Below are 13,885 nucleotides of genomic sequence, written 5' to 3' on the forward strand. Positions count from 1 at the left end.
GCTGGGAAACCCTCTCTCAGCCACTCGAACCCATGCCCCTTGACCTCGCCGCCTGAAAGACCGATCCATCACATGCCCGGAGCGTGCCGCCAGAAATTTCCACAGCATTTGCGACACGACCCCGCAGTCTACACGGCAACCGCTCCAATCCCAGGCCGGCTAAAGCCGTGGGGTTTACTGATCCCCTATCGGGGACTCTAAAAGGAAGTGTGCGTCCGTCCAAAACTTGGTGCGCCGCTACAAACTCATGATCGGCTTGTCGAAGCCGACAGCGAATCCGTCATTCGTGCCTACGAGAAGCGTATTGGCGACCTCGAAAGGATCGCATGGTCATACGCGAGAAAATCGAAAAATGCGGCAAACCGCTGGCCACCTACGAGGATACGTTCGAACACTCGATGAACTTTCTCTCAAACCATTGGAAAATATGTGAAAATAGACAAATCGAACACCGTCAAACGGTCCTGAAATTGGCATTTGCGGACCAACTGGCATATGACCGTGAAAACGGTTTTCGAACACCAGAAAGACCCTTACCGTTCAAGGCTTTAGTGGATATTTGCGGTGGCAATTTAGGAATGGCGCGCTGGGGAGGATTCGAACCCCCGACCCCTTGATTCGTAGTCAAGTACTCTATCCAACTGAGCTACCAGCGCGTGAGACGTTCAGATAGCGGCGGTGGCCCGGCGATGCAAGGGGCAAAATCCAACTTCCCGGGCGTTGCCGGCACGGGTCATTTGGGAAGCCGGATTTCGAAGGTTGTGCCTTCGGGGCCGCTTTGCACCAGCCGCAGGTCGCCGCCGTGGCCGCGCACCAGTTCGGCCGAAATGGCGAGCCCGAGACCCGAGCCGCCCTTGCGCGCTCCGCCCTGGAAGGGCTGGAACAGATATTCCACCGCTTTTGGCGGCAGGCCGGGGCCGGTGTCGGAAACGGTCAGCGTCCAGGCGTGATCGCTTTGCTCGGCAGAGAGGCGAATCTCTCCGGCCCTGCCCGAAGCGGCAATTGCCTGATGCGCGTTACGGACGAGATTGGCCAGAACCCGGAAAAGCTGCTCGGGGTCGGCGCGCAGCGACAGCCCCGGCGGAATATCCGCGACAAGTTCGAGCCGCGCATCCCCGGCGGCCAGCCGTTCGTTTTCCAGCATGTCCGAGACCAGCGGCAGAAGCTGGACATGTTGCAGGCGCGGCGCGGGCTCCTCGGCCTTGCCGAAGGCCAGGGTCGATTCGCACAGCGATACCGCACGCGAGATCGAATTGACCAGCTTGGGGGCGGCGCGCTTCACGCGCGGATCGTCGCTGTCCTCCATCCGGTCGGCGAACAATTGCGCGGTGGTCAGGATGTTGCGCAGATCGTGGCTGATCTTGGCCACGGCAGCGCCGAGCTGCGCCAGCCTGTCTTTCTGGCGAAGCGCGGTGGTCAGGCTGGTTTCCATCGAACGCAGCGCCTCTTCCGCCTCGCGCAGTTCGGCGACGCTGGCTTCGGGCGAGATGATGTGACGGGCATCCTCGGGGGCCGCGGCATAGGCCGTCATCGCTGCAACCAGCTTGCGGATCGGCACCACAAGCAGACCGCGCACGGCGAGAAACAGCATCAGCGCGGTAACGACCGAGATTACGGCCGACAGGATCAGGACCCGCACCCCGTAGTCGATCATGCCGTTGCGCAATTCGTCGCTCAGCATGGTGATCTCGATCAGCAGCCCCGCCTGCTGGACGGGTTCCCCGATGACACGGATCACCTCGGTCCGCGGATCGGCCAGGCAGGCGATCGCATCGCGGATCAGGTCCCACGGGCCGGCGTTGCGCAGGTCATAGGTGGCGTGGACCGGCTCGGGGATCGGCGACGAGAGGACAAGCTGGCGCATCTCGTCGCGGCGCAGCACCACGTTCAGCACGCCCGCGTTTTCCAGCAGCTCCGCCTCGAGACCGGCATCGATCATCTCGTCGGTTGCCAGCAGCGACAGCGAGGCGATCTGCGCCCGCTCGAGCCGCGCCTGAAGGAAATCCTCGCGGAAACGGGCGACCGAGGGAACGAATATCAGCACTTCGGCCAGCATGACGAAGACAACCGTCAGCATCAGGAACCGGCCCGAAAGCGAATTGAAGAACATCTGCTTCTGAACCCCTAGGGAACGTGCCGCTGGACGATGCCAACGAGCCTCTTGATCCAAGGGTTATCAAACAGCCGGGGCGAGAAATAGGCCCCGGCGGCACGCTTGCCGGCCTCACCCAGCGTCGGATAGGGCAGGACGGCGCCGCTCAGCGCCCGCAGCGGCATCCGGTTGGCGGCCATCAGCGCCCAGGGCGCGATCAGATCGCCCGCCCCCGGCCCCAGAATCGCCACGCCGACAAGGTGGCCGCGCACCGCCAGCAGCTTGACGAGCCCTTCGGCACCCCCTTCCACAACGGCGCGGTCGTTGGCGGAAAACGGCTCGCGTATCACCTCGAGCCGCTCGCCGTGACGGGCGCGTGCCTGCATTTCGGTCGCGCCGATCCGGGCAAGCTCGGGATCAGTGAAGATCGCGCGCGGGATAATGTCCTGTCGCGCCCGCGCCGGCAGGCCGAACAGGATCGTCCGGGCGACAACGCCGGCGTGATGGGATGCGACGTGGGTCTGCTGCATGCCGCCCGTCACGTCGCCGATGGCATAGACGCGCCGGTTGCTGCTCCGCAGGTGCGCATCGACGGCGACCCCCGCATCGTCATGGGCAACCCCCGCGACATCCAGGCCCAGACTGCCGAGATTGGGGCACCGGCCCGTTGCAACCAGCAGATGTGAGCCGCGAAAACCGCCTGACGTCGTTTCCACGGCAATCTGGCCGTTCTCGGTGCGGACATGCCCGATCGTGGTCTGCTGACGAAATGCGACACCTTCGGCGGAAAGGCGGCCGACCAGCAATCCGGCCAGTTCCCGATCCTCGCCGCCCAGCACGTCCGCCGCCTCGACAACGGTCACCGCGCTGCCGAGCCGCCGGAACGCCTGCGCCATTTCCACCCCGATCGCACCGCCGCCGATCACGATCAGATGTTCGGGCAAATCCCGCAGGCCGAACAATGTCTCGTTGGTCAGGTAGGGCACATCGGCAAGCCCCGGGATCTGCGGGAGCGCCGGCGAGGATCCGGTGGCGATAACGAAACGACGGGCCACAATCGCCGTATCGCCGGCACGAACCTCGTCTGGCGCGGTGAAACGGCCGTAGTCGCGGATGACCTCGACCCCGAGTTCCTCGAACCGCTGCTGGCTGTCGTGTGGCGCGATGGTGGCGATACTGCGTCGCACATGATCCATGACGGCATCGAAATTGACCCGTGGCGCCACCGGCGCAATCCCGAATGCGCCGCCGCTGCCCAGCATATGCGCGTGCCGGGCGGCGGCGATCAGCGCCTTCGACGGGACGCACCCGTGATTCAGGCAATCCCCGCCCATCCGCCCGCCTTCGAGAAGGACAACCCGCGCACCCAGCTGCACCGCCCCCGCCGCCAGCGACAGCCCGCCGGCGCCCGCTCCGATCACGCAGAGGTCGGTCCTGATCCGGCGCATGGGTCAGCGACTGTCATCGCGCCGGAGCGCGCGCAGGATCATCGGCAGCGCGGCCAGCGCGCAAAGCCCGAGGATCGGAAGCAGCACCGGCGGGCTGAAGATCACGCCCGGATCGGGCGCCTCGCCGGCAGCGATCAGCTTTCCCAGACCGGCCCCGAGCGAGGTATAGACAATCGCCGCCGGAGCAATGCCGAGAACGGTGGTGATCGCATAACGGCGCAACGGAACGCCCACCAGCGCCGGAAGGAGATTGGCAACGAAAAAGGGAACCAGCAGCACCAGCCGGATCAGAAACAGCATCTCCCACTGGTTTGCATCGATCCCGTCCTTGAACCGCCTTATCCGCCCGTCAGCCGCGTCCATCCGTGCCGCCAGCGCCGTGCCGACCCCCTGGCGCGCCGCCAGAAAGATCCCGATCGCGCCCAGGCTGGCGCCGGTCACGTTCAGCAGCGCGCCGGGAAAGACGCCGAACAGAAAGCCGCCCGCCAGCGTCGCGGCCGTGGCACCCGGCAGGCTGAGCGCGACAACCGCCGCATAGGCGAGAACGAAGGATACGGTCGTGACGAGAACATGCGCATCGCGAAACGCCAGCAGGGCCTCCTGATTCTCGGCCAGCGCCTCGAAGCTCAGAACGCCGCGCAGGGTGACGGCACCGGTCGCCGCCGCAAGCCCGATCAGGATCAGCGGAAGCACCCGCAGCCGGGTGCCGGAACCTTGTTTCGTCATCTCTTTCACCGATCAGGGTACTTTCACCACCATTCCCTAATGCGCCCAACATGCGACACCGAAAGGCGACGCGACAGGGGGGTCACGCGCGGTTGATCCGCCTGTGGCGATATTGTGATGCGATGGCCGATCCGGTGGCGGCGTGTTACATCGGCCGGCGCGGGCCGTCCGAATTGTTGCACGAACCCGGCGACAGCGAATTGACTTGATGCCGGGAAGCGCGTAGAGGGCTGACTTCGAGATAGACGCGCCTTCGAATCCGCCGCCGGATTTGGGCCAATACGCTAGAATTGACGGAGACGGAGCGATGAAACGCACCTATCAGCCTTCCAACCTCGTCCGCAAGCGCCGGCATGGATTCCGGGCGCGCATGGCAACGAAAGCCGGCCGCAAGATCCTCAATGCCCGCCGCGCGCGTGGCCGGAAGGCGCTCAGCGCATAAGGCCGGGCGGCCATGCTGGCCACCCTCACCAGACGCGCCGATTTCCTGGCCGCGGCCCGCGCGGGCCGCGCCGGAACACCGGGATTCCTGTTACAGGCGCGCAAGCGCCGCGAGGACGAGGCCGACCCGACGATCACGCGGGTCGGCTTTACCTGTTCGCGCAAGGTCGGCAACGCGGTTGCCCGCAACCGCGCCAAACGCCGCCTGCGCGCCGTCGCCCGGGACGTTCTGGCGCATGGCGGGCGGCCCGGGTGGGATTACGTGCTGATCGGCCGCGCCGGGACGACGGCAACGCGACCGTTCGACAGCCTCGTGACCGATCTGGAATGTGCGCTCCGGCGTGTGCATCGGCCCGGAACCAGCCGGACATGAGCCCGCTCGCACTGCTTCTGTCCCTGCCGGTGCGCGGCTACCGGCTGATATTCTCGCCATGGGTCGGCCACAATTGCCGCTACCAGCCGACCTGTTCGTCCTATGCGCTCGAAGCGTTGCGCAGGCATGGCGCTTTCCGGGGCGGCTGGCTGGCCATACGGCGGATCGGGCGCTGCCATCCGTGGGGGTCGAGCGGCTACGACCCGGTTCCGGGGAGCGACCCCGAACACGATTGCGCCCATCGCCACGAATGACATCATCTGCGGCGAAAGCTGTTTGCCCGCGACGGTCAAGCTGACATAAGGCATGCCATGAAAGGCCGGCCATCCCAGGGATCCCGCATGCTCGACACCGATGCCGAAGACATCCATCCGCTGTTTCACGGCGCCCCGTCATCGACCGGGTTCCGGAAGCTGCGCAAGCGGATCGTCCGCAACGTGCGCGAAGCGGTCGAGCAATACGGCATGATCGAGCGCGGCGCACGCTGGCTCGTCTGCCTGTCGGGCGGCAAGGACAGCTATACCCTGCTCGCCGCGCTGCACGAATTGCAATGGCGCGGGCTGCTGCCGGTGGATCTGCTGGCCTGCAACCTCGATCAGGGGCAACCGGGCTTTCCGGCGACGGTTCTGCCGGAATTTCTCGCGCGGATGGGCGTGCCGCACCGGATCGAATATCGCGATACCTATTCCATCGTCATGGACAAGGTGCCCGAGGGGCGGACCTATTGCGCGCTCTGCTCGCGGCTGCGGCGCGGCAATCTCTATCGCATCGCGCGCGAGGAAGAGTGCAGCGCGGTGGTGCTGGGCCATCACCGCGACGACATTCTCGAAACCTTCTTCATGAACCTTTTTCACGGCAGCCGGCTGGCAACCATGCCGCCGAAGCTTGTCAACGAGGAGGGCGACCTCTTCGTTTATCGTCCGCTGGCCCATGTGGCCGAGGCCGATTGCGATAAATTCGCGCGGGCGATGAACTATCCGATCATCCCCTGCGATCTTTGCGGCAGCCAGGACGGGCTGCAACGCCGGCAGATCAAGGCGCTGATCGACGGGTGGGAAGCAAATCACCCGGGCCGGCGGCAGAAGATGTTCCGCGCACTGATGAATACCCGCCCGTCGCACCTGCTCGATCCGGCGCTGTTCGACTTTGCCGGGCTGACCCGGAGCGCGGAAAATTCGACCGAAATTGCGCCGAAACTCCGGTAGGCCGTTAAGACCCTGCTGACACCCGGGCTCTAACCTCCCTCGCGACGGCGCTCCGCCGCCGAAGCGAGGACCGGACCATGCCAAGGCCAGCCCTGCACCTGCGCAACCTGCTGCGCAGGCTGAACGACAGGTTGATTCACCCGCACGCGCTGACCTTTCTGCCGGCGCTGATGCTTGGCGGGTACTGGTATGGCGGCGAGGGGTTGCTGATAATCGCCGCGATTGCCGTTCCCACGCTGCTGCTGATCGCCCAGGCGCTCGATTCCGCCCACCCGGACAAGTGGATCGACCCGCTCACAGGTCTGGCAAACCGCGCGCTGCTGGTCGAAACCATCGCGTCGCATCTGGCGCATTTTGCCGGAAAGGAGCGGTCGACGATCGTCTTCGCCATCCAGATCGACGATTTCTCCGAAATCGTCGACTCGCTTGGCAGCGCGGGCGCACGGGAAGTCCTGCGCAAGACGGCGGACCGGATCGTCGACATGCTGCGCCCCGACGACACACCGGCGCGACTGGTCGAACACCGTTTCGGGGTGGTGCTCGGCCCGCTCCGCAAGGCGAATCTCGATATCGGATTGCAGGTTTCCGAACGGATTCAGGCAGCCATCGCCGAGCCGTTCAGCATCGGCGGCGCAACCGTCCATGTCTCCGCCTCGGTGGGCCTGTGTCTGGGGCGCCGCAGCCCCGCACCCGGCGCAGAAGCGTTGCTGACGGCGGCCGAGATCGCACTCGACGAGGCGCGGCGGGCGGGGCGGGGCGCCATCCGCGCCTTCTCTCCCGAAATGACCGCTGCGGTCGAACGTCGTCATGCGCTCGAAACACAGGTCGCGTCAGCCTTCGAAGACGGACAGATACAGGCGTGGTTCCAGCCGCAGATCTCGACCGACACCGGCATGGTATCCGGCTTCGAAACCCTGGCCCGCTGGGTGCATCCCGAACGTGGCGTGATCGAACCGTCGGAGTTTCTCGATGCCGCCGAAATCGCCGGATTGTCGGAACGGCTGGGTGAACTGATGCTGTTTCGCGGGCTTTCGGCGCTTCGCTTCTGGGACCGTGCCGGTTTTCGCGTCCCGCGCATCGCCTTCAACTTTTCGGCCGCCGAACTGCGCAATCCGCGCCTGGTCGACAGGATTCGCTGGGAACTGGACCGGTTCGACCTGACTCCCGACCGGCTGAACGTCGAAATCCTCGAATCCGTTGTGGTCGAAAGCGAGAACGACACCATCATCGCCAATATCGCCGCGCTGGCGGCACTCGGCTGTCAGATCGACCTCGACGATTTCGGTACGCGTCATGCCTCGATCAGCAACATCCGCCGTTTTGCCGTCAGCCGGATCAAGATCGACCGCAGCTTCGTGCGAAATGTCGATTCCGAGCGCGAACAGCGCAGACTGGTCACGGCGATCCTGTCGATGGCGCAGCAACTCGATCTCGAGACCATTGCCGAAGGGGTCGAGACGATCGGCGAGCATGCCATGATGGCACAGCTTGGCTGCAACCACGTTCAGGGATTTTCGGTTGCACGCCCCATGCCGGTGGACGAAACGCCTGTTTGGATGGAGCGCCATATGGCGAAGCTCGGAGCGATCCCCGGCATCGACCGTTCAACAAGCTGAGACCGGCGAGCGACGAATTGCGTAATTCCACAATCCCGTCACACGGGCTCGCCATCCTTCGCGATGCGCAGAAGAGCGCGGGTTCGGAACCCATCATCCTGACGCAGGTGCAATCGCATATCGATATTGCTGACGGAAGCGATCTTCATCCTCGAACTCGCGTTGCACCAGCGTAACACCAAAAGGCGAGAGCACCGGGGTGACGGTTTGCAGGCGCGTCCTATCGACACCGCTGCCGTCGCCAGAACCGGCGCCGCATCGCCGCTAACCCGGCCTGTATGTTCGGGTTCCGCTGCCGGCAAGCGCGGATCGCACCGGCAGATCATGACCTGCGAAAGCTCCCGCGATGGGGAATCTGCTTGACGTTTCGGCCTGTGGCGGATTGAACCCCTTCCAACCCGGAAAACAAGGATGTCGGTGTTCCCCCGATGGACGATCAGAACAAGAATCTCATTCTCGCCACGGCTCTCAGCTTCATCGTGATCCTGATCTGGTTCTTGCTGTTCCCGCCGCCCGAACCGATTGTCAGCCCGAACGATCCGGCTGCGGTGGCGACCGATTCCCCGGGCCAGACATCGGCGACGGTACCGCAAATGGCCGAAACCGGCCTGCCGGCGGCAACCACCGATGTTACCCCGGTGTCGGACGCGCCACGTGTCGCGGTCGAGACTCCGCGGCTCAGCGGCTCGATTTCGCTGGCCGGCGGACGCCTCGACGAATTGCTGCTGAGCGACTACCACGAAACCATCGAAGCCGACTCGCCCGAGGTGACACTGCTGCGCCCGGTGGGCGGGCCGCTTTCGTATTATTCCCTGTTCGGCTGGGCGCCGGGGGGCACCCTGACACCCGCCGACGTGCCGGGCACCGATACGCTGTGGGCGCTTGAAGGAGGCGAGAAGCTGACGCCGGAAAGCGCCGTCACACTGCGATGGGACAGCCCGTCGGGGCTGATCTTCCGCCGCGAGATCTCGGTGGACGACAAGTACATGTTCACCGTGATCCAGTCGGTCCAGAACCCGACCGGAACCGCGCAGCGGGCCGCCCCCTATGGCATCATCGCCCGGCACGGCCTGCCGAATCTGGCCAATTTCTTCATCCTGCACGAAGGCGTCGTCGCCATGGCCGACGGCAAGCTGACCGAGCAGGATTATGGCGACATGGAAGACCTCGAAACCGATCCGGCGCGCGGCGCGCAGGCTTCGACGACCGAGGATGTCTCGCAGGGCTGGATCGGTTTCACCGACAAGTACTGGATGACCACGCTGATCCCCGACGAGGGCGAGACCTTCGATCAGGTCATGCTCTATCAGGCGGGTACGCCCATCTACCAGACCCAGACCATCTATCCGGCACAGGAAATCGCTCCGGGGCAGACGGTCTCGAAAACCACCCGGCTGTTCGCCGGCGCCAAGGAATGGGAGACGATCCGCCATTACGAGCAGGACGAGAACGTCCACCGGTTCGTCGATTCGATCGACTGGGGCTGGTTCTTCTTCCTGACCAAACCGATCTTCCGCGTGCTGCATTTTCTCAACAATCTGATCGGCAACATGGGCTGGTCGATCATCGGTCTGACGCTGCTGATCAAGACGATCCTCTTCCCGCTGGCCTACAAGTCCTATTCGTCGATGGCCAAGATGAAGGAGCTTCAGCCCGAGATGGAGAAGCTCAAGGAGCGCGCCGGCGAGGACCGGCAGATGCTGCAAAAAGAGATGATGGAGCTTTACAAGAAGGAAAAGGTGAACCCGGCTTCGGGCTGCCTGCCGATCCTTCTGCAAATTCCCATCTTCTTCTCGCTCTACAAGGTGATCTTCGTCACCATCGAGCTCCGGCAGGCGCCGTGGATCGGCTGGATCCGCGACCTGTCGGCGCCTGACCCGTCGTCGATCCTGAATCTCTTCGGGCTGCTGCCCTGGGCGGTGCCCGATCTCGGGCCGCTGCAGCTTCTGTCGCTCGGTATCCTGCCGATCCTGCTCGGCATTTCCATGTGGATGCAGCAGAAGCTCAACCCGGCGCCCACCGACCCGACCCAGCAGATGATATTTGCCTGGATGCCCTGGGTCTTCATGTTCATGCTGGGGAATTTCGCCAGCGGTCTGGTGCTCTACTGGATCACCAACAATACGCTGACCTTCATCCAGCAATACACGATCATGCGGCGGCACGGCTTCAGGCCGGACGTCTTCGGCAATATCGCGTCGAGCTTCCGGCGCAAGAAGAAGCCGGACGCGAAGTGACCGGACTGCTTGCCCATATCTGCCGCCACCCGATCAAGTCGATCGGGTGGGAGGCATTGCCCTCGGTCGATCTGACGGCCGGAAAGGCGCTGCCCTCGGACCGCAAGTGGGCGCTGGCCCACCAGGCAGCCGAGTTCAGCGCCCCCCCCGACAAATGGTATGCCAAGCGCAATTTTGTCCGCGGAGTCGCGGCGCCGGCGCTGATGGCCGTGCGCGCCACGCTTTCCGACGATCTGAACTGGATCGCCCTGACCCACCCGAACGCGGCGCCGATCGAATTCGCCCCCGACACCGAAGCGGGTTCGGCCGCGCTGGTCGCGTGGATCGCGCCGATGTGGCCCGAAAACCGGCCGGCGCCCGCCCGGCTGGTGCGGGTGCCGGATCAGGCCATGACCGACCGGCCGGAGCCGTTCGTTTCGATCCTCAATGTCGAATCCAACCGCGACCTCGGTGCGCGGGTCGGCCAGGATCTGTCGATCCATCGCTGGCGCGGAAACCTCTGGCTCGATGGTGTCGCGCCCTTCGAGGAGTTCGACTGGATCGGCCGGCGGATCCGGATCGGCAATGCGGTGCTCAGGATCGAACAGCGGATCACCCGGTGCAACGCGACCAAGGCCAACCCCGCGACCGGGATCGCCGATATCGACACGCTCGGCGCGCTGAAGGCGGCTTTCGGGCATCAGGATTTCGGGGTTTACGCGCGCGTCGTGGCAGGCGGCCACCTTCACCTGGGCGACAGGATCGAGTTGCTGTGACGGGCCTTCCCTTTCCGCTCGCCGCCGCACCCGACGAAACCGCGCAGGAGCGCGGGCGCAAGCTTTTCGCCGGGCAGGCGGCATTTCTCAAGGGCGTGGTGGCCATGTCCGGCATGCCGCCGGCAAACCGGCTCGAGGTTTGTTTCGCCGGGCGCTCGAATGTCGGAAAGTCGACACTGATCAACGCGCTGACCGGGCACAAGGCGCTGGCGCGCGCCTCGAACACGCCCGGGCGCACGCAGGAGATCAATTTCTTCACGCTGGGCAACACGCATTATCTGGTCGACCTGCCCGGCTATGGATTTGCCAAAGCGCCGGTTGCCGTGGTCGAAAAGTGGCAGAAACTGCTCAGGGCCTATCTGTCGGGCCGCCCGACGCTGCGCCGCGCCTTTGTGCTGATCGATGCGCGCCACGGGATCAAGACGGTGGATCAGGATATCCTGACCCTGCTGGACAAGGCCGCCGTGCCGTTCCAGGTGGTGCTGACCAAGACCGACAAGGTAAAGGCCGCCGCGCAGGACGCGGTGCTCGAACAGGTGCGCGGCGCATTGCAGCCTCACCCCGCCGCCTATCCGGAACTGGTGTTGACCTCGTCCGAGACGGGCGACGGCATTCCCACCTTGCGCAGCATCATTGCCGGGCTCGCCTGATCGCGCGACCCGACGCGGCGACGGCGCGACGCCAACCGTCCGATGCGGCATCGCTGCGCCGGTTCGCCGGCACTTCACCCTTGGCAGCCGATCTTCGCCGGCGTAACAGCAGACTTCTAACCGGACCTGAGCCCTGCCCGAGATGAGAAAACAGACGATGAACCGCGACTGGATCGCCACCGCCCGCACCCTTTCCGAGGCCCTGCCCTATCTTCAGCGCTATACCGGCGCGACCGTGGTCATCAAGTTCGGCGGTCACGCGATGGGCGACGCCGAGCAGATGGACAGCTTCGCCCGCGACATCGTGCTGATGAATCAGGTCGGCGTGCACCCGGTGATCGTTCACGGCGGCGGCCCGATGATCAACGACCTGCTGAAACGGCTGGATATCAGGTCGGAGTTCGTCAACGGCAAGCGCGTCACCGACGAGGCCACTATGGAGGTGGTCGAAATGGTGCTGTCCGGACTGGTCAACAAGCGTATCGTACAGGCGATCAACGGTCAGGGTGGCCGTGCCGTGGGCCTTTCGGGCAAGGACGCCAACATGATGGTCTGCGATCCGCTCGATCCGGCGCTGGGTCTTGTCGGACAGCCGGTCGAGGTTTCGCCGGATCTGATCCGCCAGATGCACGGGCACAGGATCATCCCCGTCGTCGCTCCGCTCGGCGCCGGTCGCAACGGCGAGACGTTCAACGTCAACGGCGATACCGCTGCGGGTGCCGTCGCCGCCGCGCTCAGGGCCGACCGCCTGTTGCTGCTGACCGATGTCGCGGGGGTCAAGGACGAGAGCGGCGAGGTCGTTACCCAGCTTACCCCGGAGCACGTTCGTGAACTGACACGCAAGGGCGTGATTGCCGGCGGCATGATCCCCAAGACGGAAACCGCGCTGGCGGCGATCGCCGGCGGGGTCCGGGCGGTGGTTATCCTCGACGGGCGGGCGCCCAATGCCTGTCTGCTGGAACTGTTCACCGATCACGGCGCCGGATCGCTGATCCGCATCCCCGTCGAACAGAATCCGCGCCGCATGTGATTTTTGGCTTCGCATTGACCGCTAACGGCCTATGATCGCCACACCATGCCGCCCGAGCCTTCCAGTTTCGCCGAATACGAGGCCACAGACCGCACCGCAGCGGAGCATTGGCTGTCGATCATGGGCGGCTTCCATCCCGCGCCGGACGAGGCGGGCCTTCCGCCCGGCACGGCAACATTGCTGTTGCTGGCCCCAAGGGAGCCCGGATTCTGGCCCGAAGTTTCGGCCGCGCCGGAATTTCGCGACGGGAACCCCGATCCGCTGGACCGCTGGTCGCGGCGCGTTATCGGCGGCTGGGCGCAGGCAAGCAGGGCTGCTGCGCTCTTTCCGTTCGATGGCCCGCCCTACCTGCCGTTTTTCGACTGGGCGCGACGGACCGGCCACGCATGGCCATCCCCGGTGGCGATGCTGGTGCATGACCGGGCCGGGCTCTTCCTGTCGATCCGGGGCGCACTGGCCCTGACCCGGCGGATCGCGCTGCCCGGCGCCGCGCCGCGCCCCTGCGACACTTGCAAAACAAGCCCCTGCCGCAGCGCCTGCCCGGTGGACGCCCTCGCTTCGACCGGGTACGACCTCACCGCCTGCCATCGGTATCTCGACACCGCCGAAGGCACCGACTGTCTGGAGAACGGATGCGCCGCGCGCCGTGTCTGTCCGGTCAGCCGCCGCTATCCCCGCTCTCCGGCCCAGTCGGCCTTTCACATGCGCGCCTTTCATCGAATGACATGAAACACCTGATCCTTCTTCGTCACGCCAAATCAAGCTGGCAGAACCCCGATATCGACGATTTCGACCGCTCGCTGAACAAGCGCGGCAAACGCGGCGCCAGAGCGCTCGGCGCATGGGTGCAGCAATCGGAATGGGTGCCAGATCAGGTGCTTTGCTCGTCGGCGCGCCGCACACGGGAAACCTGGGAGGAGATGGGGCTGGAGGGCGCGCCCGATCTGCGGGACGAGTTGTACAATGCCGACACCGCCGCGCTGCTTGATGCGCTGCGCAAGGCGCGGGGCGATACCGTGCTGCTGATCGGCCACAACCCCGGTATCGCGCGACTTGCGCACCTGCTTGTCGCCGCCAGGCCGGATCACCCGCGTTTCGACGATTTCCCCACAGGATCGCTGCTGGTGGCCGATTTCGATATCGACAGCTTCGCCGCCCTTCAGCCCGAAACCGGCGTCGTGCGCGACTTCCTGACACCACACGACCTGACCGACGGCGGCGATTGAACCGGCTTTCTTCCGCGTCATCCTGACGGCTTTTCCCTGCCCCCGGGGGTTGCATTTCCGGCTTGCACTTTTTGGTCATTTGATTT

Annotated in this window: 15 protein-coding genes and 1 tRNA gene; 12 read left to right on the forward strand and 4 right to left on the reverse strand. The window is 64.8% G+C overall.

What is annotated here, in order from left to right; translation table 11 throughout:
- Nucleotides 1-326 precede the first annotated feature (326 nt).
- On the forward strand, nucleotides 327-617 hold the full coding sequence (locus ACK5IR_RS08020) for a hypothetical protein (RefSeq protein WP_416927682.1): 291 nt from the start codon (nucleotides 327-329) through the stop codon (nucleotides 615-617).
- On the opposite strand, the gene ACK5IR_RS08025 is transcribed toward ACK5IR_RS08020, so the two are convergent.
- The 4 genes from ACK5IR_RS08025 to ACK5IR_RS08040 all read right to left on the reverse strand — a co-directional run bounded on the left by ACK5IR_RS08025 (nucleotide 580) and on the right by ACK5IR_RS08040 (nucleotide 4,266).
- A tRNA-Arg gene (locus tag ACK5IR_RS08025) sits at nucleotides 580-656 on the reverse strand. The two genes, ACK5IR_RS08020 and ACK5IR_RS08025, sit on opposite strands and share 38 nt — an antisense overlap.
- Before the next feature lie 77 nt (nucleotides 657-733).
- Nucleotides 734-2,110 carry an ATP-binding protein gene (locus tag ACK5IR_RS08030; protein ID WP_416927684.1) on the reverse strand — a complete coding sequence of 459 codons (1,377 nt, stop codon included), beginning with the start codon at nucleotides 2,108-2,110 and terminating at the stop codon, nucleotides 734-736.
- A 14-nt stretch (nucleotides 2,111-2,124) separates the two neighbouring features.
- Nucleotides 2,125-3,540: a dihydrolipoyl dehydrogenase family protein gene (locus ACK5IR_RS08035; RefSeq protein WP_416927686.1), complete on the reverse strand. Its 1,416-nt coding sequence runs from the start codon at nucleotides 3,538-3,540 to the stop codon at nucleotides 2,125-2,127.
- Between the two features lie 3 nt (nucleotides 3,541-3,543).
- Entirely contained in the window at nucleotides 3,544-4,266 is a 723-nt protein-coding gene (locus ACK5IR_RS08040; RefSeq protein ID WP_416927688.1) for a TVP38/TMEM64 family protein, read from the reverse strand.
- Between the two features lie 307 nt (nucleotides 4,267-4,573).
- On the opposite strand from ACK5IR_RS08040, the gene rpmH reads away from it, so the two are divergent.
- The 11 genes from rpmH to ACK5IR_RS08095 all read left to right on the forward strand — a co-directional run bounded on the left by rpmH (nucleotide 4,574) and on the right by ACK5IR_RS08095 (nucleotide 13,799).
- Nucleotides 4,574-4,708 carry a 50S ribosomal protein L34 gene (gene rpmH / locus ACK5IR_RS08045; RefSeq protein WP_072791770.1) on the forward strand — a complete coding sequence of 45 codons (135 nt, stop codon included), beginning with the start codon at nucleotides 4,574-4,576 and terminating at the stop codon, nucleotides 4,706-4,708.
- 12 nt (nucleotides 4,709-4,720) lie between these two features.
- Entirely contained in the window at nucleotides 4,721-5,080 is a 360-nt protein-coding gene (gene rnpA, locus ACK5IR_RS08050; RefSeq protein ID WP_416927690.1) for a ribonuclease P protein component, read from the forward strand.
- Nucleotides 5,077-5,334 (forward strand): membrane protein insertion efficiency factor YidD, encoded by a 258-nt coding sequence (yidD, locus tag ACK5IR_RS08055; protein WP_416927692.1) that lies wholly within the window; start codon nucleotides 5,077-5,079, stop codon nucleotides 5,332-5,334. The genes rnpA and yidD overlap by 4 nt, the downstream gene beginning before the upstream one ends.
- Before the next feature lie 87 nt (nucleotides 5,335-5,421).
- Entirely contained in the window at nucleotides 5,422-6,285 is an 864-nt protein-coding gene (ttcA, locus tag ACK5IR_RS08060) for a tRNA 2-thiocytidine(32) synthetase TtcA (protein WP_416927694.1), read from the forward strand.
- A gap of 77 nt (nucleotides 6,286-6,362) precedes the next feature.
- Complete coding sequence (locus ACK5IR_RS08065) at nucleotides 6,363-7,901, forward strand: putative bifunctional diguanylate cyclase/phosphodiesterase (protein WP_416927696.1); 1,539 nt, start codon at nucleotides 6,363-6,365, stop codon at nucleotides 7,899-7,901.
- 428 nt (nucleotides 7,902-8,329) lie between these two features.
- Nucleotides 8,330-10,138 (forward strand): membrane protein insertase YidC, encoded by a 1,809-nt coding sequence (gene yidC, locus ACK5IR_RS08070; RefSeq protein ID WP_416927698.1) that lies wholly within the window; start codon nucleotides 8,330-8,332, stop codon nucleotides 10,136-10,138.
- Nucleotides 10,135-10,893, forward strand: coding sequence for an MOSC domain-containing protein (locus tag ACK5IR_RS08075; RefSeq protein ID WP_416927700.1), 759 nt, complete (start codon nucleotides 10,135-10,137; stop codon nucleotides 10,891-10,893). Before yidC ends, ACK5IR_RS08075 begins: the two co-directional genes overlap by 4 nt.
- The gene (yihA, locus tag ACK5IR_RS08080; RefSeq protein ID WP_416927702.1) at nucleotides 10,890-11,543 is read left to right on the forward strand and encodes a ribosome biogenesis GTP-binding protein YihA/YsxC; all 654 of its coding nucleotides are present in this window, start codon (nucleotides 10,890-10,892) and stop codon (nucleotides 11,541-11,543) included. The genes ACK5IR_RS08075 and yihA overlap by 4 nt, the downstream gene beginning before the upstream one ends.
- Before the next feature lie 142 nt (nucleotides 11,544-11,685).
- A complete protein-coding gene (gene argB / locus ACK5IR_RS08085) occupies nucleotides 11,686-12,573 on the forward strand; it encodes an acetylglutamate kinase (protein WP_416927704.1) in 888 nt (295 codons plus the stop codon).
- A 45-nt stretch (nucleotides 12,574-12,618) separates the two neighbouring features.
- Nucleotides 12,619-13,302, forward strand: a complete 684-nt coding sequence (locus tag ACK5IR_RS08090) for a ferredoxin (protein ID WP_416927706.1) — start codon at nucleotides 12,619-12,621, stop codon at nucleotides 13,300-13,302.
- A complete protein-coding gene (locus tag ACK5IR_RS08095) occupies nucleotides 13,299-13,799 on the forward strand; it encodes a SixA phosphatase family protein (RefSeq protein ID WP_416927708.1) in 501 nt (166 codons plus the stop codon). Before ACK5IR_RS08090 ends, ACK5IR_RS08095 begins: the two co-directional genes overlap by 4 nt.
- The last annotated feature ends 86 nt before the right edge of the window (nucleotides 13,800-13,885 follow it).

Source organism: Tropicimonas sp. (assembly GCF_047971885.1).
In the GTDB taxonomy this organism is placed as follows: domain Bacteria; phylum Pseudomonadota; class Alphaproteobacteria; order Rhodobacterales; family Rhodobacteraceae; genus Tropicimonas.